This window comes from Marinovum sp. 2_MG-2023, assembly GCF_030548265.1.
Lineage (GTDB): Bacteria > Pseudomonadota > Alphaproteobacteria > Rhodobacterales > Rhodobacteraceae > Marinovum.
In genome coordinates this window covers 16,493-40,284 of the sequence record NZ_JAUOSD010000010.1, presented here as the reverse complement: position 1 = coordinate 40,284, position 23,792 = coordinate 16,493, and the positions used below count along the sequence as shown (strand labels likewise).

At 62.6% G+C, this 23,792-nt stretch carries 19 protein-coding genes; 8 read left to right on the top strand and 11 right to left on the bottom strand.

Annotation, left to right across the window (positions count from 1 at the left end):
• The first annotated feature begins 36 nt into the window (after nt 1-36).
• Nucleotides 37-1,098 (top strand): 3-carboxy-cis,cis-muconate cycloisomerase, encoded by a 1,062-nt coding sequence (locus Q4577_RS12770; protein WP_303469590.1) that lies wholly within the window; start codon nt 37-39, stop codon nt 1,096-1,098.
• 8 nt (nt 1,099-1,106) lie between these two features.
• Here the strand turns inward: Q4577_RS12770 and Q4577_RS12765 are convergent, their stop codons facing one another.
• On the bottom strand, nt 1,107-1,859 hold the full coding sequence (locus Q4577_RS12765; RefSeq protein ID WP_303469589.1) for a DnaA N-terminal domain-containing protein: 753 nt from the start codon (nt 1,857-1,859) through the stop codon (nt 1,107-1,109).
• Between the two features lie 468 nt (nt 1,860-2,327).
• Between Q4577_RS12765 and Q4577_RS12760 the strand changes: the two genes are divergently transcribed.
• Nucleotides 2,328-3,635: an AAA family ATPase gene (locus Q4577_RS12760; RefSeq protein ID WP_303469587.1), complete on the top strand. Its 1,308-nt coding sequence runs from the start codon at nt 2,328-2,330 to the stop codon at nt 3,633-3,635.
• A gap of 14 nt (nt 3,636-3,649) precedes the next feature.
• The gene (locus Q4577_RS12755) at nt 3,650-4,711 is read left to right on the top strand and encodes a ParB/RepB/Spo0J family partition protein (protein WP_303469586.1); all 1,062 of its coding nucleotides are present in this window, start codon (nt 3,650-3,652) and stop codon (nt 4,709-4,711) included.
• A gap of 435 nt (nt 4,712-5,146) precedes the next feature.
• Here the strand turns inward: Q4577_RS12755 and Q4577_RS12750 are convergent, their stop codons facing one another.
• From Q4577_RS12750 to Q4577_RS12710, 9 genes are all read right to left on the bottom strand, one after another.
• Nucleotides 5,147-6,850, bottom strand: coding sequence for a glycerol-3-phosphate dehydrogenase/oxidase (locus Q4577_RS12750; RefSeq protein ID WP_303469585.1), 1,704 nt, complete (start codon nt 6,848-6,850; stop codon nt 5,147-5,149).
• The gene (locus tag Q4577_RS12745) at nt 6,843-8,372 is read right to left on the bottom strand and encodes an FGGY-family carbohydrate kinase (RefSeq protein WP_303469584.1); all 1,530 of its coding nucleotides are present in this window, start codon (nt 8,370-8,372) and stop codon (nt 6,843-6,845) included. Before Q4577_RS12745 ends, Q4577_RS12750 begins: the two co-directional genes overlap by 8 nt.
• A gap of 213 nt (nt 8,373-8,585) precedes the next feature.
• On the bottom strand, nt 8,586-9,041 hold the full coding sequence (locus Q4577_RS12740) for an RpiB/LacA/LacB family sugar-phosphate isomerase (protein ID WP_303469583.1): 456 nt from the start codon (nt 9,039-9,041) through the stop codon (nt 8,586-8,588).
• A 35-nt stretch (nt 9,042-9,076) separates the two neighbouring features.
• On the bottom strand, nt 9,077-9,844 hold the full coding sequence (locus Q4577_RS12735; protein ID WP_303469582.1) for a triose-phosphate isomerase: 768 nt from the start codon (nt 9,842-9,844) through the stop codon (nt 9,077-9,079).
• 12 nt (nt 9,845-9,856) lie between these two features.
• Nucleotides 9,857-10,621, bottom strand: a complete 765-nt coding sequence (locus Q4577_RS12730) for a DeoR/GlpR family DNA-binding transcription regulator (protein WP_244690851.1) — start codon at nt 10,619-10,621, stop codon at nt 9,857-9,859.
• A 161-nt stretch (nt 10,622-10,782) separates the two neighbouring features.
• Nucleotides 10,783-11,748 carry a sugar-binding transcriptional regulator gene (locus Q4577_RS12725; protein WP_244690850.1) on the bottom strand — a complete coding sequence of 322 codons (966 nt, stop codon included), beginning with the start codon at nt 11,746-11,748 and terminating at the stop codon, nt 10,783-10,785.
• A 117-nt stretch (nt 11,749-11,865) separates the two neighbouring features.
• Nucleotides 11,866-12,798 (bottom strand): TIM barrel protein, encoded by a 933-nt coding sequence (locus tag Q4577_RS12720; protein ID WP_303469581.1) that lies wholly within the window; start codon nt 12,796-12,798, stop codon nt 11,866-11,868.
• A gap of 1 nt (nt 12,799) precedes the next feature.
• Nucleotides 12,800-14,308 (bottom strand): glycerol-3-phosphate dehydrogenase, encoded by a 1,509-nt coding sequence (locus tag Q4577_RS12715; RefSeq protein ID WP_303469580.1) that lies wholly within the window; start codon nt 14,306-14,308, stop codon nt 12,800-12,802.
• A 3-nt stretch (nt 14,309-14,311) separates the two neighbouring features.
• Nucleotides 14,312-15,880: an FGGY-family carbohydrate kinase gene (locus Q4577_RS12710; protein WP_303469579.1), complete on the bottom strand. Its 1,569-nt coding sequence runs from the start codon at nt 15,878-15,880 to the stop codon at nt 14,312-14,314.
• Nucleotides 15,881-16,286: 406 nt separating this feature from the next.
• On the opposite strand from Q4577_RS12710, the gene Q4577_RS12705 reads away from it, so the two are divergent.
• From Q4577_RS12705 to Q4577_RS12690, 4 genes are all read left to right on the top strand, one after another.
• Entirely contained in the window at nt 16,287-16,940 is a 654-nt protein-coding gene (locus Q4577_RS12705) for a DUF2291 family protein (protein WP_303469577.1), read from the top strand.
• Nucleotides 16,941-16,960: 20 nt separating this feature from the next.
• Nucleotides 16,961-19,339 (top strand): sugar-binding domain-containing protein, encoded by a 2,379-nt coding sequence (locus Q4577_RS12700; RefSeq protein ID WP_303567617.1) that lies wholly within the window; start codon nt 16,961-16,963, stop codon nt 19,337-19,339.
• The gene (locus Q4577_RS12695) at nt 19,336-20,400 is read left to right on the top strand and encodes an ABC transporter permease (RefSeq protein ID WP_244690843.1); all 1,065 of its coding nucleotides are present in this window, start codon (nt 19,336-19,338) and stop codon (nt 20,398-20,400) included. The genes Q4577_RS12700 and Q4577_RS12695 overlap by 4 nt, the downstream gene beginning before the upstream one ends.
• 95 nt (nt 20,401-20,495) lie before the next feature.
• Nucleotides 20,496-21,443: a D-ribose ABC transporter substrate-binding protein gene (locus Q4577_RS12690; protein WP_303469575.1), complete on the top strand. Its 948-nt coding sequence runs from the start codon at nt 20,496-20,498 to the stop codon at nt 21,441-21,443.
• A 98-nt stretch (nt 21,444-21,541) separates the two neighbouring features.
• On the opposite strand, the gene Q4577_RS12685 is transcribed toward Q4577_RS12690, so the two are convergent.
• Complete coding sequence (locus tag Q4577_RS12685; RefSeq protein ID WP_303469574.1) at nt 21,542-22,138, bottom strand: MarR family winged helix-turn-helix transcriptional regulator; 597 nt, start codon at nt 22,136-22,138, stop codon at nt 21,542-21,544.
• 115 nt (nt 22,139-22,253) lie between these two features.
• On the opposite strand from Q4577_RS12685, the gene Q4577_RS12680 reads away from it, so the two are divergent.
• Nucleotides 22,254-23,780 carry an MDR family MFS transporter gene (locus Q4577_RS12680; RefSeq protein WP_303469573.1) on the top strand — a complete coding sequence of 509 codons (1,527 nt, stop codon included), beginning with the start codon at nt 22,254-22,256 and terminating at the stop codon, nt 23,778-23,780.
• Nucleotides 23,781-23,792: the final 12 nt, after the last annotated feature.

Below are 23,792 nucleotides of genomic sequence, written 5' to 3'. Positions count from 1 at the left end.
GGATCGCAAATCCCCCCGGACGCAAAGGCCGCAGCCATGAGCACAAGTGTCTTTGACCATCCCTGGCTTGGCGGGCTGTTTGGCGACCCGGAAATCGCGGCGCTTTGGTCCCCGGACCAAGAGCTGCGGCGCATGCTCGCGATCGAGGCCGCGTTTTCCCGCGCGCTTGGCGCGGCGGGCAAGGTGCCGATGGACATGGCCGACCGGGCCGCACAGGCGATTGAAACCTGTCAGCCCGACATCAATTCCCTGCGCAACGCCACCCTGCGGGACGGGCTGCCGGTCCCGGATCTGGTGCGCCAGCTCAAATCGCGGGTGGATGCGGACACCCAGGCCGCCGTGCACAAGGGTCTGACATCGCAGGATGTGATCGACACCGCAGTGGTGATGGCGCTGCGCGACACCAACACTCTCTTGGTGCAGCGTTTGCAGGATGTGGTGCAGGCCCTTGATCAGCTGGTGGCACACCACGGCACCGCCCCGATCATGGGACGCACCCGGATGCAGGCCGCCCTGCCCCTGACCTTGGCCGACCGCGCGCGCAGCTGGGCTGACCCGCTGCGCCAGCATGGCAGTCGGCTCGCGGCGCTGCGCCCCATGGTCGAACGTCTGCAACTGGGCGGGGCCGTCGGCGATCGCGCCGCGCTTGGCGCGCAGGGCGCAACGATTTCCGCCTTCATGGCCGACGCCCTCGGCCTGGAAGATGCCGCCGCAGGCTGGCACAGTCAGCGCGACACCATCGTCGATCACGCCGGGCTTTTGTCCCTGATCACCGGCACCCTGGGCAAGATGGGTCAGGACATCTGCCTGATGGCGCAACAGGGTATTCAGGAACTGGCATTGTCCGGTGGCGGCGGGTCTTCGGCCATGCCGCACAAACAGAACCCGGTTCTGGCCGAACTGCTGGTCACTTTGGCGCGGTTCAATGCCACCCAGATTGGCGGCATGCATCAGGCGATGATCCATGAACAGGAACGGTCTGGCGCGGCCTGGGGGCTGGAATGGATGATCCTGCCCCAGATGGCCGCCGCGACCGCACGGGCGCTGGCGGTGGGCCAACAGATCTGCGAAGCGATTGTCATCCCCCCTGCCCGCTGATCAGGACATCACTCAGAAACCGCAACAACCTCGACCCGGCGCACAGCCGGGTCCAGCGCGGCATAGCTGCCCAGCAGCCGGTTCAGAAAATGCGTGCGGACATAATCGGCAATGAACCGTGATGGCGCGACCAATGTGACCCGGTCGCCGTCACGCGCCATTTCCGACAATTGCCCGAACCACGTGGCGGCCTGCGCCGGGCTTTCGGCGCGCAGCTGCACCAGCACCTGACCCCATGTGCCTTCGGTCTCTGCGGTCTGCATCCGGCGTTGAAACGGGATGACATTCGGATCTGTTTCCGCGGCCCCGCTCGGGTCTTGCCCGGCGTTTTCCCCGTCGGTTGGCCCCGCCATATCCGTTCCCGCCCCGACATGGCGTTCCTGCATCCGGGCCACAAAATCCGTGCCGATGGTGGTCCAGCTCTGTGTCGTTTCGCCCAACACCCCGCTAAGGTTCAGCGCATAGACCGTCACCCGGCCTTTCACCCCTGCCCGCTTGACCTCGATCCAGCCGGCGGCGCGCATCTTGGCGATTTCGCGTTTGACGGTGCGTTCCTCGACCGACCAAAGCCGCGCCATTTCCGCCCGGCCAATGGACAACTCGTTGTTCTGCCAATTATACCTTGTGGTGATCAGCACCATCAGTCGCAGCATAAGCCGCTGACGATGTTTATCCGCCGCAAGCGCCGTCACGCCAAGAGCGGACAGAATATCGTATTTCAGGGCCGAGGCATGACGCCCGACCGGTTTTGCCGCCTGCATGGATTGCTCCGCTTCAATGCCGGATTATCCGGCTGTCATGCCCGATTTTTCCACGCCTGCCAACGCTTTTCCGAGCTTGCCGTCAATTTGCGTCCAATCCGTCGATTCTGTCAAGTCATCGCTTGGATTGAATGTTCTGCTGACCTGAATTCAAAATGAATCTGGTGAAGATATAGGTGATGGGGGACACCCAGTATGACCCCCTATTGGGCCTTTATGTCCCCCTATTGATGGTTTCACCCCACAAGGTGTCCCCCAATATATAGCGGCCAGATCAATCATTTGCCCGCCCTGCCCGGTTCTGGCGCTGCGGGCGTATCCGAATCGCTTCTGCTGTTTGGCTCCTTGTTTTCTTACCCATGGGTAAGATCGCGGTGACCTGTGACTTCATGATAATAGGTTTTGCACCAAAGGCAAAAAAGGCGTAAATGAAGTGAAGAGATCAAAATGCGTCCTAAGAGGCAGAGCATGTACACACACCAAGACCTGGCCACCCTTCAAAACCGTTCCCTGAAACTACAGGGCTGGATCCGGCAACAGACATTTTCACCGGGGATGGAAAAGAAACTGCGGCGGTTTTCCTCCTGGGAGGTGGCCGAGCTGATTTTCCGCATGAACCAATCGACCTTTCGCGGCAAGCTGGCCGCTGACCCCTCTTTGCCCACGGGTGAGGTGGAACAGGAAGGCCGGCAGCGCTGGTTCTCGCTCGAAGAGATCAACGAATTGCGCCGCCGGTTGAAGGTCAGCAAGCGCAGCCTGATGCCGCATCGCCCGGCGGGCAAACGCGCGGTGCGCGCCGCGGTCGCCAACTTCAAAGGTGGTGCTGGCAAATCGACGGTTGCCTTGCATTTCGCCCATGCGGCCGCGCTGGACGGCTATCGCGTGTTGGTGGTGGATTTCGACCCCCAGGCGACGCTGTCGCATTCCATGGGCCTGACCGACGTCGCCGAGGAGCACACGGTCTGGGGCATCATGGCGCGCGATTTGATTCACGAAACAGAGCGGATGAACCAGGGCCCGGTCGGTGCGGAATCCGGCGCCGGTCTGCCGCAGCGGCATTTGCCAACCGCGATTACCGAACTGGGTCTTGGGGATTTGCGGATCGGCGATTTCATCAAGCCGACCTCCTGGCCGACAATTGATTGCATCCCCTCTTGTGCCAATGCCGCCTTTGTTGAATTCGCGTCGGCGCAGTATCGTCACCTCAATCCGGACTGGTCGTTCTTTGCGGTGGTGTCGCGCTATCTCGATCAGATCCCGGATGACAGTTACGATCTTATCCTGTTCGATTGCCCGCCTGCGATTGGTTATCAGTCGATGAATGCGGTGTTCGCGGCGGATGTGCTTTATGTGCCGTCGGGGCCCGGATATTGGGAATATGATTCCACCACATCCTTTATCGGTCAGCTGTCCGAGGCGCTGGAAGACCTCTCTGCCGGATTTGATGGCAGCTTACCCACGGGTAAGATCGAACTGCCGAAAGCATTCTGTGACATCCGGTTCCTGTTGACGCGGTACGAGCCGGGCAATGAATTGCACCGCGCGATGCAGGATGCCTTTCGCAAGGTTTGGGGCGATCACGTCACCCAGCATCCGGTCGAAATGACGCGCGCGGTTGAACAATCGGGGCGGTTCCTGAACTCGGTCTATGAAATGGATTACCGCGAAATGACCAGAGAGACCTGGCGACGCGCAAGATCTACATTCGATAGCGCGTATGAAGAATTCCGCCAAACCCTGCATGATGCATGGGACACGCTGGAGGTGGATCAATGAGCAAGAAGCGCAGAATGTTTGACATCGACCTGCCCGAAATGGGGGATATGGAGGTCGGGAAAACCCCGGATCGTGGGTTGCGCCGGGGGCCTATGGCCTCGGCTATCAATGAGAATGCGAATTCGCTGCGCGACCGCAAGGCGGTGGAAAACAGCATTCGGGAAGAAAACGACAAGCTCGCCGCCGAGTTCGTGCGCATGAAACGCGAGGGGCTGATCACCGACCGGATCGCGCTGGCGGATGTGGTGACCGAGCGGTTGCTGCGGGATCGCAAGCCGGGTGCGGATGATGAGCTGGACGAGCTGGTGCTGTCGATCCGCGAGATCGGTTTGTCGAACCCGATCCGGGTCGAGGCCCGCGCCGATGGCAAATTCGAATTGATCCAGGGGATGCGGCGGTTGTTGGCGTTTCGCGCCTTGTTCGATGAAACCGGCGACGCGACATTTGCCACCATTCCCGCCGGGATCATCCCGACCGAGGCCGAGACAGAAACCAGCTATCGCCGGATGGTGGATGAGAACCTTGTGCGCAAGGATATCTCTTTTGCGGAAATGGCGACGCTGGCGCGACGCTATGCGGATGACCCGGCGCATAAATGCGCGGATGTGGCCGAGGCAGTGACGGCGCTGTTCAAATCGGCGTCTTACACCAAGCGCAGCTATATTCGCGCCTTTGCCGATCTGTTGACAAAGCTGGAAAAGGTGCTGGAACATCCGCAGGACATTCCGCGCAATGTCGGGGTCGAGCTGAAGCGTTTGATGGAACGGGACGAGGCATTGGTCGGGCGGGTGTCGCTGGCGCTGCGGGCGGAACCGGATCGTGATGCCGCGCGCGAGGTCGAGATCCTGCGCAGCTTTCTGACCAGCGCACCCTTACCCACGGGTAAGACCGCCGCGAAATCCGCGCGCCCGCGTCAGGCCAAAACCACGTTTCAGGTGCCGCTTGGCCATGGCGTGGCCAAGTGCAGCGCGTCGGACGGGCGGTTGGAATTGCGGGACAGCCGGGATTTTTCGGCCATCGAACGCCATCGTCTGGAACAGGCGGTTGCCGCGTTTTATGCCGCGTTAGAGGACTAAGTGCGGCGGGCAGGGTGGGTCATTCTTACCCGTGGGTAAGAATGTTCGACCTTGCCCCCGGCCGGCCGGTTTGATCCCATCCACGGATAAGGCCGGATGATCTTACCCACGGGTAAGATGGCGACGGGCCGATGTTATGGCCCGCCACAGTCCACATTATCGGACGTACCTGACCGCCCGGGTTTAGGGCGGTAAACAGCCAGAATTTTCAGGGAAAGCGCCGCGCCGGGGCAGAGGCCGGGCAGGGGGGACCATCAAGGCCCGCCATATCCTGTCCTGCGACATTGGCACCATATTGCGCAAATCGCCGGGGGTCACCCGCCGTTTGCGGATTGGGTGCGAAATGTGGCGAATATGCCAAATGTGGTGCAAATATACCTGTATCTTGCGGTCGAAAATCCCCCGCCTACCATGACTTGTGGTTTTGCGGCGATGTCAGGCCGTTGCGGACCCGGTTTGCAGCGCCGGGCCAAGGTCAAGCTGAACGCCGTGACGCCGGGCCAGCAGGGTGGCCAGATCTTCCAGTTCGGCGGCCTCGCGCGCTGCGCTCCAATCCAGCGCGGCGGCGGCGATGGCGGCGACCCGGCGGCACAGGTCTGGCGTCAGCTGTCCGCTGATCGCAAGCGGTGTGCGGCGCAACAGGATGTCGGCCAGATGCTGGACATGTTCGTGCCGCACGATCCAGTCGATCTCGGCCTCGGTATAGTCGGGGGCATCGGCAAGCGGGGTCGGGGACTTGCCTTCGTGGCGGGCGATATGCCGGGCCGTGGTGCCGTAGCGATCCAGCAATATGGCAACACGGGGCGCGGTGGCGGCGGTGGCGCTGGCGGTCGTCGCCGCCCAGTTGGCCCGGCCGTCGCCTGTGCGTGGCATGTCACGCCCGCCGCCAATTGCCATGTCGTCGGTCAGCTGGTGCCGGGTCTGGCCCAGCTCGGCCAGCACCATATCGCTGACCTCGGCTGCGAAGGCGCGAAAGGTGGTCCATTTGCCGCCGACCAGCGACAGGATCGGGAAGGGCCGGTCGGGCGTGGCGGGCGCGCGCGGCACCGAATGATCGCGGCTGATGAGGCCCGGTGCCACACCCGCCGAATTCGGCAAGGGCCGGATGCCGGCATAGGCATAGACAATCTGGTCGCGGTCAAAGGCCAACCCCGGCAGGAGGTCGCGCAGGCTGTGCAGGAAATAATCGGTTTCGGCCTCGGTACAGAACGCGGCATCGGGGTTGTTGTCGGGAATGTCGGTCGAACCGACCAGCGCCCGCCCCTGAAAGGGCACCACCAGAAGAATGCGCCCGTCGTCGGCCTCGAAGTACAGCATTCTGCCGTTCAGCTGGTGCAGCAATTCGGGGTGATCCAGCAGGATATGCGCGCCCTTGGTGCCGCCGATCAGCTGGGTGTCGAGGCCAAGACAGGCGTTGACCCGGTCGATCCACGGACCGGCGGCGTTGACCACAAGTTTGGCGCGGACCTTGCGCGTGGTGTTCGGGGCGGGGCAGAGGGTGATCGCGCCATCGTCGCACAGGCCAGTGACCGCGCACCAATTCAGCGCCTCGGCCCCCGGCGACAGCGCCAGCCCGTCCTGCACCAGTTCCAGCACCAAACGCTCCGGCGCGGTGACGGTGGCGTCGTAATAGGTGCCAAGCGCCTTGATCCGGGGCGTCAATGCCGGGGTTTCGGCCAGCGCGCGGCGGCGTCCGACCATGCGGTGTTTCGGCATTTGACGTGCGCGGGCACCATAGAAATCATAAAGCGCCAAACCGGCCTTCACCAACAGCGCGCCGCGACTGCGCGGGGCGGTTGTCGATCCCAGAAGGGTGCGCAGCGCGGCGGTCACGCCCTTGGTCCAGGACAGGATCGGGATCGCGGTCGGCAGCGGGCGCACCAGATGCGCGGCGTTTTTCAGCAAGAGGTTGCGTTCATAGGTCGACTCGGCCACCAGCCGCAATTCGCCGGTTTCAAGGTATTTCAACCCGCCATGGATCAGCCGCGATGGCGCGGCGCTGGTGCCGGAGCCGAAATCGCCCTTGTCGATGATCAGACATTTCAGCCCCTGGGCACAGAGGTCGCGGAACAGGCCCGCGCCGTTGATCCCGGCGCCGATGATGACGACATCAAAGCTCTCTTCTGAGGTGTCAGACATTTGGTCCCTTTCGGCCCATCTGTTCCAGGGTGTTCAGGCGATCCCAGGTTTGGGTCAATGTATCCGCGACCTCGCGGTAGATTGCGAAGCGATGCGCGTAGTGGTCGGCGCGGTCACGATCGGCAAGATAGGTGGTGGCACTGCCGTTGATGTCGCGCGGATCGGCATCGAAGCGGGCAAAGGCCCCGACGGCGGCCCCGGCACATAGCGCAGCCCCCCAGGCGGCGGCCTCGTCCGTGTCGGTCACGGTGACCGGCATATCCAGAATGTCGGCAAAGAGCTGGGCCACGGTGGGATTGCGCGAGGCACCGCCGGTCAACCGCGCCTCGGACGGGCAAAAGCCGGCCCGCAATACATCCACATGTTGGCGGTGATTAAAGGCAATGCCCTCAAGCAGGGCGGCAAGCATATCGCCGCGCTCATGCCAGCCGCGCAGCCCGAGGAACGCGGCGCTTGGCGCGGCACCCATCGGCGATCCGAACAGATAGGGGTGATACAGCACCGAGGACGGGCGGGACAGGGCGGCGTCGATTTCCGGGCCAAGGCGGGCGTGGATCGGGGTGGCGCTGTCATTGCGTTCGGCGGCGCAGAGCGTGTCGAGAAACCAGTCGTAATTCGTCGCCGAGGCGGGGGAGATCGCCATGTTGTTCCATTGCCCCGGTGTCACCGCATTGCGACAGAACCAATTGGCGTCGATCCGGGGGGCGGTGGCGACGCATTCATTGATTGAATAGGTGCCCGCGACAATGCCGACGACGCCGGGGCGATGCGCGCCAATCCCAAGCGCCGAGGCGGTGACGTCATGCAGACCGGCGGCGACCGGCGTGCCGGGGACAAGGCCGGTCGCCCTGGCCGCCGCTGCGGTGAGGGTGCCGACGATGTCGGCGGAATGCGCGACTTCGGCCAGGGCGGGTCTGAGGGCAGAGAGGCCAAACAGGGTCAGCGCCTCGGGCGAGTAATCCTGGGTGCGGGCATCGGTGAAAGAGGTGCTGGCCTCGGTCCGGTCGGTGCCGATCCGCCCGCTGAGGCAGTAGCAGAGCCAATCCTTGCAGGACAGGACATAGCCGATCCGGGCAAAGCGGTCGGGTTCGTGCCGCTGTATCCAACCAAGTAACGCGGCGGGGGCCGAGACATGTGGCATCTGGCCGGTCAGGTCGAGCGCCGCCTGGGCGGTGCCGTCTTGTTGCCATTCGGTGACAAGATCCATTGCCCGGCTGTCGAGCGACAGAATGCCCGGACCCAGCGGCGCGCCGTCACGGTCCAGCAGATAGAGACCGTCGCCATGGGCGGTCGCGGCTACGGCGATGACCCGCGCGGGATCTGTTGCGCTGGTTTCCAGCACATCGCGGATCGCTGCGGCGGTCTGGTCCCAGAGGGCCGTCATGTCGCGTTCCACCCGGCGCGGCGCGGGTTTCAGCTGGGCCACATTGCGGCGGCTGACCGCGATCTGGGCCCCGTTGAGATCAAAGAGCACCGCCTTGGTGACGGTCAACCCGTTGTCGATTGCGAGGATCCTGTCCATGCGGCACCTTTGGTTGCAGAGCTGGTTAAAGAGCGTTTTTTGCCGGAGCCCCGGGGGAGGCGGCGGGGCTCCGGCTGCGGACCGGGCCGCGCGCGATGGGTGCGGCGGCGTTTGGGTCCGGTTGTGGTTCAGGTCCGGTGGGTATTCGGGCCCGGTGGATATTTGTGACCCGTGGCTATTTGTGACCGGTGGTCAATCGGGCCGAATTACGCCTCAGGCCCGGTTGTATTTGGCGTCAACCGCATCAATGGCACCGACATTGTCCGCCGATCTGCCCTCTGGGTCGAAAGCCGCAGCAAGAAAGGCATCGGCGATGTCCTTGGCCAGTTCGGCCCCGATCACCCGCGCGCCCATGGTGATGATCTGGGCGTTGTTCGAGGTTGCGGCCTTGCCCGCGGAATAGGTGTCGTGACATTGCGCGGCCCGGATGCCCGGCACCTTGTTTGCGGCCAGACAGACCCCGATGCCGGTGCCACAGCACAGGATCGCCCGGTCATAATCGCCGGCCAATACGGCACTGGCGACACGGTCCGACAGATTGGCATAAAAGGCGTCGGGGCCCGCATCGGTGCGCGAGATTTCGGCCACCTCATGGTTGGCTTTCAGGTGGTCGGCCAGGATCTTGGCCAATCCTTCGCCTGCGCTGTCGCCTGCAACGGCAATTTTCATGGAACTCTCTCCTCTACGTCAAATGGCGGTTGGTGTCAGATCGCGGCGGCGCAACGGTCCAGAATGTCGAGATAGCCTTCGACGTTCCAGGCAGAGCGCCCGATGAAAAGCCCATCAATATGCGGGCAGGTGATCAAGTCCTGGCAATTGTCGGGGTTGACCGAACCGCCATACAGACAGGGCAGGGGGCGGCCCAGCATATCGTTGGCCACGGCAATGATTTCCGCCTGACGGGCATCGGCATAGTCCGATGTGGCGGGAATGCCGTTTTCCCCGATCGCCCAGACCGGCTCATATGCAAGCAGGATTTCGGCGGTCTTCTGATCGGCGCTCAGCCGGCCCAGCGCGCCGCGCACCTGTGCGGCCAGCACCTCCTGGGCGCGGCCGCTTTCGCGGTCGTCCAGCGTTTCGCCGATGCAGATCAACGGGATCAGCCCATGGCGCACGGCGGCCTCTGTTTTCAGGCCGACGGTGTCGTCGGTTTCGCCAAAATGGGCGCGGCGTTCGGAATGGCCCAGTTCAACAATGTCCAACCCGCAATCGGTCAGCATCGGGGCCGAAACCTCGCCTGTCCAGGCGCCCTGATCGGCCCAATGCATGTTTTGGGCGCCGACCTTGACCGAGGTTTCCGCCAGGATTTGTTTGACCTCGCGCACGGCGGTGAACGGCGGGATCACAAACCGTTGCAGGCGCGGATCGCGCGCCGCATCCGCCGCCGCGAGGGTTTCGGCAAATTGCCGGGCCTCGGCCAGGGCCTTGTTCATTTTCCAACTGGTTCCGATCCAGTAATCTGTCTGGGTCATTTTGGTGCCTCTTTATGTGTCGGCCAGGGTCAGGGTCAGCCCCGCACGATCAAGTGCTGCGCGGCTTTCGGGGGCAGGGGCGGTGTCGGTGATGATGTGGTCAAAATCGGACAAACCCGCGAGCCGATGCAGGGCGACCTGATCAAAGCGGCTGTGATTGACCAACAGCACGCGCTGTGCCGCCTGGTCCATCATGGCCAGTTTGGCGCGCACAACGGTGTCGTCCATATGAAACACCTCCAGCCCGGCCACGGCGGGAGCCGAGATGAAGCAGATGTCGGCGCGCAACCCGGCGAGGCTGTCCTCTGTCACCTTGCCAAGATAGGCGTTGAATTTGGCGGAATAGACCCCGCCAAGCGCAATCAGGGTGATGCCGGGTTCGGCGCGCAGCGTGTCGATCACGGCGGCATTGTTGGAAATCACCGTCAGCGGCCGTTTGGACACCAGCAATTGCCCCAGGATGGCGGCCATCGAGCCGTCGTTGATCATCACCGTCATGCCCGGTTCGACCAAATGCTGGGCGGCCTCGGCCATGGCGGTTTTTGCGGCGCGGTCCTGGCGTTCGCGAAAGCGGAAATCGCTTTCGAACTGGGTGCCGGACCGGATGGTTGCGCCGCCCCGGATCTTGCGCAGGAGGCCCGCAGTTTCGAGGTCGTCAAGATCGCGGTGAATGGTCATGCGCGAGACCTGAAAATGGTCAGAAAGCGCATCGAGGTCGACCTCGCCCCGGGTCACCAGCAGATCCATGATCGCCTGTTGTCTGTCGTCACGTTTCACGGGGAATCCTCCTGTGCGTAACATCCCATGTCACAAATCGAACGTCAATAATGTTATTTTGTTACTTATGATGTGATATTTGCCGCGCAAGCCATCTGCGCGGCAAAGACATGCGCGCCCTGCCGGTTTTTTGCGTTACAACCTGTTGGCGATCATCCCGGTCAGCCGGGATCGTCCCGCAGAAGGCCGCGCGCGGTGCGTTCATCGGTGATCAACCCCGAGAGCCGGCCGCTGTTCAACACGGCGCGCAGCGGCGCGACTTTCTCCGGGCCGCCCGCCAGCGCGATGATCCGGTCTTCGCGGGTGTCATCCAGCGACACCGCCAGCGTGCGCGCGGTCAGCGCGGTTTCCAGGGAATTGCCGTCAGGATCAAAGAAATGGCCCAGCATCTCGCCCGCGCCGCCGGCTCGCGAAATTGCCTCGATTTCGGCGGGTTCGATCATGCCGGAGGTGACAAGCGTGGTTTCGGTCTTGGCGGTGCCGATGCCGACAATCTTCAACGGGGCGGTTTCGGCCAGTTGAAACACCTCGGCCACGCCATGTTGCGCCAACAGAACCTCGCGGTCCTCGGCAGTATTGGCGAAAAACGGCACCGGCATCACATAGGCCCGCGCGCCGGTCTTTTCCGCCAGAAGATGCATCACATCATGCGGGTTGGCGGCAAAGTTCCGGGTCAGCCCGCCGAGAAGCGACACAAAGCTGAGCCCGGTGGTGCTGAAACGGGGCATGGTGCGGACCGCCTCGGCCAGGGTACGGCCATGTCCGATGCCGATGGTCTGCATTTCGCCGCTTTCCATCCAGCGCCGCAAGCGTGAGGCCCCGGCCAGACCAAGCGTGCGAAAGGGAATGCCGTCTTCGTCCAGATCGGGCGCAACTTCGCAGGTTTGCAGGCCGTATTGCGCGCAGAGCGCCTGTTCCAGCTCGATGCATTCAATGATGTCGCCCTCGATCGAGACCTTGACCGCGCCTTCGGCCACGGCGCGGGCAATCAGGCGGTGGGCCTTGACCGAAGGCACGCCGATACGCTTGGCGACCTCGGCCTGACGTAACCCGCCAACAAAATGCAACCAGGCGGCGCGGATCGCCAGGGAATGCTCTGCATTTGTTGCACCGCGGTCTTTTGCCATGTTCCATCCTTTGTTCTGCGGCGTCTGTCGCGCGCCGTTTGAATTGCGCCTGTCTATAATGCGTGTCGGCACCGTTTGGTCCAGAAATATCGGATGACTGCGCCTTTCGGGCCGGTTTCAGATGTTCAGATCACGTTCCCCGCTGTCGATATGTGGGGCCCAGAACGCGACGCTTTCGGCGATCTGGGATATCACCTGGCGGTCGTTCGGGTCGCGTTCCTTGAACGACAGCTCAAGGCAGATTTCATTGTCGATGGCACCGCCGGCGGCAAATGCATCCAGCAGCGGCGCCGGCTGGATCGCGCCCTTGGCGTTGAAGTCGGCGGTAAACGGGCGGTGGCCGGATTTGTCCATCATGGATTGTTTGATGTGAATGATCGGCGACACCCGCGGCACCGCGCGCGCCCAGGCGTAGGGGTCGGTGTCGTCGGGATCGGGGCTGGTGACATCGCCATGGTCAATGTCGGCCATCATCCACATCGGCACCGCCATATTTGCCGCGCTCAGCCGGTCTTGCAGGTCAAGGCTTGCGGCGATGGTTTCGCCAAATTCGCGCCCGACGCTCATCGGTTCCCAAAAGACATAGGCAAGACCGGCGGTCTTGGCGTGATCGGCCACCTCGGCCCAGCAGTCGATGGCGATCTGCATCAGTTCGGCGCGCCGCGCGGCATCGTCGTAATCGCGATAGGTGAAAATCGCGAATTGTGTGCCGACCGAAGTGCCACCGAGATCGGCAATGATATCGGCAAAGGTTTTGAACCAATCGACATAATAGCGGCGCACATCGCGGTCCGGGTGGCCAAAATGGTTGAGCCGCCCATAAGGCCCGGTCATGCCGCTGGTGACGCGGGCGCCGGTGCGGTGCAGCGCCGCCTGCATGTCGCGGGTCAGACGGCGGATCACCGGCGCGGGCCAGGAGGGGTTGATGAATTCATGCGTCAGCTGGATGTCGCGGATGCGGATGTCACGGGCAATGGTGGTGATCAGGTCATCGGGTTCGGCAAACCGGTTGACCAGCGGATTGGTGTTCAGCGAAAGCGTCAGCGCCATCTTAGGCGGCCTCCCTCTGGTCTTCGAACCATTTGGTGAACCGGGCCTGTTCCTCGGCGCTCAGATGCAGGCGGTGTTTGGTGCGCCGCCACAGAATGTCCTCGGCGGTTTGTGCCCATTCATGCGCCAGAAGATAGGTGACCTCGGCCTCGTAGAGCGTGCCGCCGAAATGCCGGCCCAACCCGTCAAGCGTGGTTGCCGTGCCAACGATCCGGTCGACCCGTGTGCCATAAAGCCGGCCGTAATGCTGGCGCAGGGCGCGCGGCATCCAAGGGTAATCCCGTTTCAGATCGTTGCGGAAGGTTTCGTAATCTGCATTTGCGATGTCGCCGCCGGGCAGGGGGGCGTTTTCGGTCCAATCCTCGCCCATCCGGGGGAAATAGGCGGCAATCTTGTGCAGCCCGCGTTCGGCCAATTCGCGAAAGGTGGTGATCTTGCCGCCAAAGATGTTCAACAGCGGCGCGCCGCCGGTGTCGTCAATATCAAAGACATAATCGCGGGTCACCGCCGAGGGGTTGCCCTTGCCATCATCAAACAGCGGGCGCACGCCGGAAAAGGTGGTCAGCACATCGTCGCGGGTCAGCTGTTCCTTGAAGTATTTGTTCACCGCGTCGATCAGATATTGCACCTCTGACTCGTCAGCCTGGACATCTTCGGCCCGGCCCTCATAGGCGATGTCGGTGGTGCCGATCAGCGCCTTGTCGCGTTCATAGGGGTTGATGAAAATCACCCGTTTGTCATGGTTCTGGACCAGATAGGCGTTTTCGCCCTTCCAGAATTTCGGCACGATGATGTGGCTGCCCTTGACCAGCCGCACGTTGCGGGGGGAATTCGATCCGGCTACGCGATTGACCACATCCGTAACCCAGGGACCGGCGGCATTGACCAGAAGTTTGGCGCGGAAATCCCGGGTTTCGCCGGTGACGGAATGCCGGGTTGTCACCCGCCAATGCCCGTCTTCGCGCCGGGCCGAGGTGCAGGGCGACCGGGTCAGAATGGTGGCCCCGCGTTCCGCCGCATCCAGCGCGTTCAGCACCACAAGCCGCGCATCATCGACCCAGCAATCGGAATATTCGAAGCCGCGTTTGTAGTTGTCTTTGATCGCCGCGCCCTCTGGATCGCGGTGCAGGTTCAGCGTGCGGGTGCCGGGCAGTTTCTTGCGCCCGCCCAGATGGTCATAGAGAAACAGGCCCAGCCGCACCAACCAGGCCGGGCGATCCTGTGGCGAATGCGGCAGCACAAAGCGCATTGGCCAGATCAGATGCGGGGCGTTTTTCATCAGCACCTCGCGTTCGATCAGCGCCTCGCGCACCAGACGGAATTCGTAATATTCCAGATAGCGCAGCCCGCCATGCACCAGCTTGCCCGAGCGCGAAGAGGTGCCTTCGGCGAGGTCATCCTTTTCACACAGAACAACGCTCAGGCCGCGGCCGGCGGCGTCGCGGGCAATGCCGGCCCCATTGATGCCGCCGCCAATCACAAACAGGTCGACCTCTTGAATATCGCTCATGTCTCAGGCTCCTTGCGCATGGCGCGCCGCCGCCAGCCCGTCCCAGACGGGGGCAAGACCACTGCGCGCGTGTCGGTAATTGGTAAAAAGACGGTCATAGATTGGCACCAGATCCGGGTCGGGGGGTTCCGGGCTGTTCAGAAGCGGGGTGGTCCAATCGGCGATGCAGGCATCCATCGTGTCATAGGCGCCGATCGCCACCGCCGCCATCATGGCACAGCCTGCGGCGCCGGCCTCTTCGCGCGCCGAAACCCGCACCGGGGTGTTGAGTGCGGCGGCCAGAACGCGGCGCAGCGCCGCCGACCGTGCCGCCCCGCCGGTCAGGCGCAATTCGCGCGGCATGTCGCCCATGGCGGCGTAACAATCGCGCGCGGCCATGCCCAAACCTTCGATTACGGCGCGGATCACATCCGGGAAGCGGTGGCCGGCGTTCAGCCCGACAAGGCTGGCGCGGGCATCGGCATTGACAAAGGGGCCGCGTTCGCCAGCCTCGGATATATAGGGGTGATAGACCAGCGCGCCGGGGTGGGACCGTGCCATCCAGCCGTCGATCCGGGCCACCATATCCGCGTGCGAGGGGGCCTTGCCGACCTCGGACATCAGATCCTCGGCCAGGGACAGCGCCCAGTCGATGTTGAGGGTGGCGGCCATGTTGGTCTGGACCTGTGTCACCAGATTCGGGACCGGCAGGCAGATCACATATCCCGTGCCTTCGGCATTCAGATGCACCGCGTCAGAGGTCACGGCCCGCATATGCACCCCGGTGGAGCCGACTGTGGAACAGGCCGCGCCGGCATCGCCGGTATGGACCCCCGCGCCAAGCGCGGTCATCACCATATCGACATAGCCAAGCGACACCGGCGTGCCTGCGCGCAGTCCGGTTTGTGCGGCGGCGGCGGCGGTCAGGGGGCGGGTGTCCTGGGCGCCGTCGATGATGTCGGGCATCAGATGGCGGCGGTGCGTCAATCCCAGCGCGGCAATCACCCGGTCGCTGTAGGCCCTCGTGCGGAAATCGCCAAAGGTAAAACTGGCCTCCGAGGGGTCGGTGGCGCGCGTGCCGGTCAGGTTGAGAAACAGCCAGTCCTTGCAATGCAGGGCCACTTCGGCGCGGTCCAGAATTTCGGGGCAGGTGGCATCCATATGGGCCATCTGGCTGCCCTGTTGGCAGGTGTTGAGCCCGGTTCCGGTGGCTTCGAACCTTGCGCGTGCGTCGGGCCCGGCGGCCAGTCGCCGCACGGTTGGCGCGGCGCGGGCATCAAGCCAGAGCCAGGCATCGGTCACCGCCGCATTGTCCGCGCCGGCCAGCCAGGTGCCATCGCCCTGACCGGTCAGGGCCACGGCGGCTGTGCGGCGCGCCAATCCGGTGATCTTGTCGCCAAGACCGCGCAGGGCGGCGGCGCAATCGGACCAGGTTTGCGGCAGGGATTGCGTGGCGGACCCATCCGCGCCCATCACATAGGAATTGCGTACCGAAGCGGCGGCAATCTGGCGTCCCGCCAGATCAAAGGCCACGGCCTTTATCACCGATGTGCCGGCATCCACGCCGATGATCAGATCGGACGAATCGGCCATGTGCTGCCTCCCTTTGGCTTGTGCTTCACGCCGGCCCCTCTCCTGTGACCCCGCATATTATCCTGCGATTTTGCCGGATTTTTTGCGGATGACGCTGTGCCGGGACGGTGGATTGCTCCGCGTCCGGTTGAGTCAGCTCTAGCATAAAAAATTTCGGCTGTCTGAAATTTTTTGCAGACAACGAAATTTTTTTCGAATAGGGTTTGTTCAATCCGTTACATCCACTGGGTGGGACGAGTCGCCGGTCCCGATGGAAATTGAGGAGTTTCCGGAGCAGCGACAGAGGGAGGAAAAGTTCAATATCAGTTGGTTGGACAATTTCCTGACATGACGGCGCTGGGGGTTTCCGGCGCAGAATCACCACCGCCCGGTCACCCGGGTCGGACAGAAAAGAGGCACGTCTGTAATGGCCACAACCGGCACCCTATCTGCCAGCACGTCCAAAGCGACGCGACGCAAGACACTCTTTGCTATCGCTGGGGTTGTATTGTTTGGCGCAATGGCCCTCGACACCAAGGTGGTGACAATCGGCGGAGACGAAGACCTGCGCCAGCAGGCGTTCAACCCGGATCGGTTTGGCGCAGAGGAATTTCCGTCTGTGCGCGATCATGTGATTGAGAAGGCGCCCGAGGCGGCGCAACTGGCCGCGGAGCTGGCCAGCGACAAGGCCGCAGCGATCGCGGCCTATGGCAGGATGTCCGGGGCATTTCCGGTGATGACAGTCCGTTTGACCGGCACGGCGGGCGAGGGCAAATCGGGGATTTTCACCGTCGCGGTTGAGGGTCTGCCCGAGGGCACCGGCGTGCGGGTCCAGACCGGCCCGGCGATCAATGGCACCGAGCTGCGCGACATCACCGGCGACATCGAATTCGGCGCATTCAAGAACCAGATCGAATATCAGGACGCCGGCGCCGGTTTGAACCGCGCCATGGCGGCCGAAGTTCTGGCCGGGCTGGACCGCGATACGCTGACGGGCAAGACCGTCAGCGTGACCGGCGTGTTCACCATGATCAATCCGAAAAATTGGCTGGTCACCCCGGTGGCCTTTGAGGTGCAGTGATGCAAACCGAAGCCCGGCAGATGCCAGCAAGCGCAACCCGCGACAGGGCCGCGCCCGACAAGACCGAGGTTGTATTGGCAGCCCGCGATGTCACCAAGAGTTTCGGTGCGGTCCATGCGTTGAAAGGTGTGAATTTTGACGTGCATCGCGGTCAGGTCACAACGCTGTTTGGCGAAAATGGCGCGGGCAAATCGACGCTGATGAAGATCCTGTCGGGGGTGCATTTGCCGACTTCTGGCGAATTGATCCTTGATGGCAAGCCGCTGGCGATCAAATCCACCGTCGAGGCCCGCGAACAGGGGATTTCGATCATCCACCAGGAACTGTCGCTGGCGCCGAATATGAATGTGCGCGACAATATCTTTATGGGCCGCGAGATCATGGGTCCGCGCGGGGTGAATTTCGCCGAAGAGGAACGCCAGTGCCGCGCGCTTATGGCGGAGCTGGAAGAAGACATTGATCCGCTGACCCCGGTCGAGGATCTGCGTCTGGGCCAGCAGCAGATTGTTGAAATCGCCCGCGCGCTTTCGGTGAATTCCCGCATTCTGATCATGGACGAGCCGACATCGGCGTTGTCGGCATCCGAGGTCGAGGTGCTGTTCAAGGTGATCCATGACCTGAAGGCGCGGGGGGTGTCGATTGTCTATATCTCTCATCATCTGGAAGAGGCGTTGGAAATCACCGATCACGCGGTGGTGCTGCGGGATGGGGTGATGACCGCCTATGCGCCGCGCGCCGAGATTGATCTGGAATGGATCGTGCGCAACATGGTGGGCGAGAATTTCGATCTGGGATCGCCGCCAGAGGTGGAATTTGGCGATGTCGCGCTGTCGATCAGAAACCTGAGCGTGCCGGCCCCCGGCGGGTCGGGGTTTTCGGTGGTGGATCGGCTGTCGCTGGATCTGCGTCAGGGCGAGATCGTTTGCATCTATGGTCTGATGGGCGCAGGGCGGACCGAGATGATGGAATGTATCGCCGGGCGTTTGCCCGCCTCGGGCGGGTCGGTGGCGCTGCACGGTCGGGATCTGGCGGGCATGTCCATCGCCCAGCGGATCGAGGCCGGTCTGGTGCTGACGCCGGAGGATCGCCAGCGCGACGGGTTGGTGCAGACCATGTCGGTCGGGCAGAACCTGTCGCTGGCCTCTATCGGGGCGTTTACCAAGCGGTTGTTTACCTCTCGCCCGGACGAACAGGCGATCATTGACCGGTCGATCCGCGAGGTCACGATCAAGACCGATGGCGGCGGGGCGGCGATCGGGTCGCTGTCGGGTGGCAATCAACAGAAGGTGGTGATCGGCAAGATGCTGGCGACCAAACCGTCCGTGGTATTGCTGGACGAACCTTCGCGCGGCATCGACATCGGGGCCAAGGCCGAGGTGTTCCGCCTGTTGGCGGAAGGCGCGCAGCAGGGGCTGGCGGTGGTTTATTCCACCTCTGAGGTCAGTGAATGCCTGTCCATTGCCCATCGCATTGTCGTCATGCACAAGGGCAAGATTTCCGCCAGCTTCGGCCCCGACGCCACCAAGGAACAAATCATGGCGGCCTCGGGTGAGGTTGATCTGGAACAGAGCCTGATCGCGGCCTTTGGGCTGGACCATTGTCAGGTGGTTGCCGATGCGGGGCAGGATGATCAGGGGCGCGATGGTGACGCACTGGCGCTTGGGCCGTTGGGGCGCGCGGGTGGTGCGTTTTTGTCCGCCGAAATCTCTGCTGGAAATTCTGCCGCAAACTCTGGCGGGGGCAACCGGGTGATCGGGGTCGGCCATGGCCGGACGCTTCTGGCCTGTGCGGATACGCCCGATCTGCCGCAGGCGCAGGATCTGAAAATCGTGTCGCTGATGGGGGCGCTGACCGGTGGCGCGGATGAAAATCCACATACCATCGTGTCACATCTGGCGGCGCGGACCGGGGCAGAGCCGGTGGTGATGCCGGCGCCCTTTATCGCCAATTCCGCGGCGGATCGCGCGGTGCTTTTGAACCAGGGCGCGGTTCAGAAGGCGGCGGCATTGGCCGCGCAGGCGGATCTTTTGATTGTTGGCATCGGCACCACCACGCCAGAGGCCGAATTGGTCAGCGCAGGCATGGTTGCACCGGCGGACATGGCCGGGATTGCGCAGGCCGGCGGGGTTGGCGAAATGCTGGGCCACTTCTTTGACCGGCGCGGGAAACCCGTGGGTCAGGAGGTCAGCGACCGTATTCTGACCCTGCCGCGCGACCAGCTGAAAGGCCGCCGCATTGTCGCCGTGGCCGGCGGCGCCCTGAAACCCCAAGCCATCAAAGCCGTTCTGGAGAGCGGATTGTTGCGCGGGTTGATCATCGACGAACACGCAGCACGGGCCATTGTCGAAATGGACAGCCCCAACGCCGCGCAGCACGGAAACGGAGACCTGAAGTCATGACCGACGTCACCACCCACAAGAAACATGGCTCGGGCGGGCTGATCGCCCAGATGTTCGGGGAGAAAGCCAGTCTCGTGCAGATATTGCTGGAGGGGCGGGCGTTTTTTGCGCTGATCGCCATTATCGCGATCTTTTCCTTTCTGTCGCCGAACTATGCGACGGTGTCGAACTTTCTTATCATGGCCAATCACGTTGCGATTTTCGGCCTGTTGTCCATTGGCATGATGCTGGTGATCCTGAATGGCGGCATCGACCTTTCGGTTGGGTCGGTGTTGGGGCTGACCGGGGTTTTTGCCGGCTATCTGATGCAGGGGATCGAGCTGGAGGCGGCGGGGGTGATCCTTTATCCGCCGGTCTGGGCGGTGGTGTTGCTGACGCTGGCGCTTGGGGCATTTGTCGGCGCGGTCAACGGTATCCTGGTGGCGTTTTTCCGGGTGCCGGCCTTTGTCGCCACTTTGGGTTCGCTTTATGTGGCGCGCGGCGTGGCGCTTTTGATGACCAATGGTCTGACGTTCAACAACCTGTCGGGGCGGCCGGAATTCGGCAACACCGGGTTCAACTGGCTGGGATTCAACCGTATCGGCGGCGTGCCGATCGGGGTGATTGTGCTGGCGGTGGTGGCGATTTTGGCGGGGCTTTTGCTGGCGCGGACCGCATTTGGTCGCTGGCTTTATTCGTCGGGCGGCAATGAACGCGCGGCGGAATTGTCCGGCGTGCCGGTCAAGAAGGTTCAGATCACGGTTTATGTTCTGTCGGGGGTCTGTGCCGCGATTGCGGGGCTGGTGCTGTCGTCCCAGCTGACGTCGGCGGGGCCGACGGCGGGCACCACCTATGAATTGACGGCGATTGCCGCGGTTGTGGTCGGCGGCGCGAGCCTGATGGGCGGGCGCGGCACGGTGCGCGGCACGTTGCTGGGGGCCTTTGTCATCGGCTTTCTGTCAGATGGTCTCGTGATTATCGGCGTCAGTTCCTATTGGCAGACGGTGTTTACCGGTGCGGTGATCGTGCTCGCCGTGATGCTGAATTCGATCCAATACGGGGGCAAAGGCCGCAAGGGCTGATCCCCATCCAGTTTCGCGGATATTCGGGCGAGGAGACCCGACGCGAAGATCGCCGGTCCGCCGGCACCCAACCAACCCCAAGGGAGAGACTTCCAATGATCTCATTTACCAAACGCGCGCTTTTGGCCGCTGCGGCCTCGTTGCCACTGATGGCCGGGTCGGCCTGGGCCGAAGGCCTGATCTCGATCATCGTTACCGATCCGGCAAATCCGTATTGGTTTACCGAAGGCGAAGTTGCCAAGGCCACCGCCGAGGAACTGGGGTATGAGGCCACCGTGGCCGCCCACAAAGGTGACACCAACACCGAATCCAACCTGATTGACGCCGCGATCACCAATGGCGCCAAGGCGATCATCCTTGACCCGGCCAATGCCGATGGGTCGGTGGGTGTGGTGCGCAAGGCCACCGAAGCCGGCATTCCGGTGTTCCTGGTCAATGCGGAAATCAACGAGGCCGGCATCGCGATTGCCCAGCTTGTGTCGAACAACGCCCAAGGCGCGGCGATTGGGGCTGTGGCCTGGCAGAGCATGGTTGGCGACGAAGCGAAATATGTCGAATTCTTCGGCAACCCCGCTGACAACAACGCCGCCACCCGGTCGAACGGTTACAACACCGTGCTGAGCCAATATCCCGGTCTGGAAAAAGTGGCCGAGGAAGTCGCCAATTGGGACCGGACCCAAGGTTACAACAAGATGCAGTCGATCATTCAGGCCAACCCGGAAATCGACGCTGTGATTTCGGGCAATGACGAAATGGCGCTGGGGGCGATTGCCGCGCTGAAGGAAGCGGGCAAGCTGGACGGTGTGTTTGTGGGCGGATTTGACGGATCGCCCGATGCGGTCGAAGCGGTCAAGGCCGGCGAAATGGCCTATACCGTGCTGCAACCGGTCGCTGTGTTTTCGCGCGAAGCGGTGGTGCAGGCCGATTACTATATCAAGAACGGCACACCGATGGTCGACGCGGAAAAGCAGCTGTTTGACTGCCTGCTGATCACGCCGGACAATGTGGCCAATTACACCGGCCCCTTCACTCTGACGCAATAAGATCCATCACAAAAGTCTATTGGGCGCGCGGCGGTTGTCGCGCGCTTTCGTGTCGGTTGGGCGTGCCGGACCCTTTGGTTGTACTGATGTCGGGGGGGCTAGGGCGCGGTGTCTGTCAGGCTGCTGCGCAGGCGGTCGATTTCGGCGGCGATCTTGCCGGTGGGATCTTCGGAGGTTTCCGACCAGGCGGAAAACCGTTCCAAGAGCGGGATAAAGGTCGCCAGCTCCTCTGGGCTCCAGCCTTTGAGGAAATTGCCAAGGATCAGAAATTTGTACCGGCGCACGGCCTGAACGATTTGTGCGCCCTCCGGGGTCAGTTCCAGCACGGCGCGGCGGGCGTCTTCCTGGCTGACGGCGCGGCGGATCAGGCCAAGACGGATCAATTCCGATGTCAGGCGGCTGGCGCGTGACGGATCAATCCCAAGCCGGGTGGCCACGGTCGAGACCATGACATCGCCCTCGGGGCTGTCGGCAAATTCATTCGACGGTGCCCAGACCACCATCAACACGTCCAGCAACGCCAGATCAAGATCAAGCCCAAGATCGGCCAGGGCCCGTTGCCCCAATTCGCGTTTGACCACCCGTCGGCGCCAATGCTGCATGATGGCATCCAGTTCAAAGGCCGATTGGCTCAGGTCTTCGCCGATGTCGGCCTGCGCAAGCAGGCGTTTCAGATCTGTGTCACGGTCGGGCAAGGCCTCGCTCTCCAAATAGATGCTGTTGACATTTACATGCTGCCAGCACATAAATGCAAGCAACATTGATTTTAAGGCTGGGGCAGCATCGCCCACAGCCCCCGGAGAATGTATTATGAGCACCGCAACAACGCAAAACCCGACTGACGTCGGGGCCAACCGCTATCAAACCCGAATTGCGCTTGCCGCTGTGGCGGTGACGCTGCTTTTTGCGTCACTGGGACAAACCATTGTGACCACGGCGATTCCGGTCATGGTGGCGGATCTTGGCGGCATGGAAAATATGACCTGGGTCATCACCGCCTATTTGCTGGCCTCGACAATCGGTGCGCCGGTGGCGGGCAAGCTGGGGGATCTTTATGGCCGCAAGATGGTGGTGCAGTTGGGGATCTTTGTCTTTCTGGCGGGTGCGACGCTGGCGGGATTGGCGTATTCGATGGAGGTGTTGATCGCCGGGCGGGTGATCCAGGGGCTGGGCGGCGGCGGTTTGATCGTGGTGTCGATGGCCATTGTCGCCGATGTTCTGCCGGCCCGGCAACGCGGTCAGGCGCAGGGCATGATGGGGGCGGTGTTCGGGATTTCCACCGTCATTGGCCCCTTGTTCGGTGGCTTTCTGGTCGAGGCGCTGAGTTGGCATTGGATCTTCTTTGCCAATTTCCCGATTGGTCTGTTGGCGCTGGTGGTGTTGCATGCGGCGCTGCCGGATCTGAAACGCAACCGGGCGGTCAAGCTGGACATTGCCGGGGCGATCTTGCTGGCGGTGCTGTTGTCGGTTGCGGTTCTGGTGTCGAACCTTGGCGGGTCGGTGCTGGCCTGGGGCAGTGCGGAAATGCTTGGGATGATTGGTCTGGGTCTTGCGGCGTTGGCCGGGTTCATCGTGGTGGAAAGCCGCGCGGCGGAACCGGTTTTGCCGCTCAGCCTGTTTCGCAACAACACATTTCTGGTGGTCAACACCGTGGGGTTCATGGTGGGCGTTGCGATGTTCAGCACGATCACCTTTATGCCGTTGTATTTGCAGGTGGTGCAGGGCGTGACGCCGGCGGTGTCCGGTTTGTTCCTGACGCCGATGATGGTCGGGTTGATTGCGTCGTCTGCCGGGGCGGGCCGGGTGATGAGCCGCACCGGGCGCTACAAGTGGATGCCGGTGTTGTCGACCGCGTTGCTGGCGCTTGCGATGCTGGCCCTGTCGACGCTGTCGGTCGGGTCGTCGCTTTGGGTGGTGGCGCTGTCGATGGTGCTGGTCGGATTGGGGCTGGGGCCGGTGTTTTCCATTGGCATTGCCGCGATTCAGAACGATGTGCCACGGCACATGCTGGGCGTTGGCACGGCAAGCGCCAATATGTTCCGTCTGATTGGCGGGTCGGTGGGGACGGCGGCCTTTGGGGCGTTGTTCAGTGCCAATCTGACGCAGAATCTGGCCGGGCATCTGCCGGACACAGCCGGTCAGGGCATCGGGTCGATCAGTGCCGAATTGGTGTCGCATCTGCCGGTACAGGCACAGCACGCGGTCTTTGCCGGGTTTTCCAACGCGCTGCATCCGGTGTTCTGGATCGCGGCGGGTCTTGCGGCGGTGGCCTGTCTTGTGTCGCTGCGGTTGCGGGAAATTCCCATGGCGGATACCGCGGTCCAGGGGCCGGCTTAACAGGGTCTGACC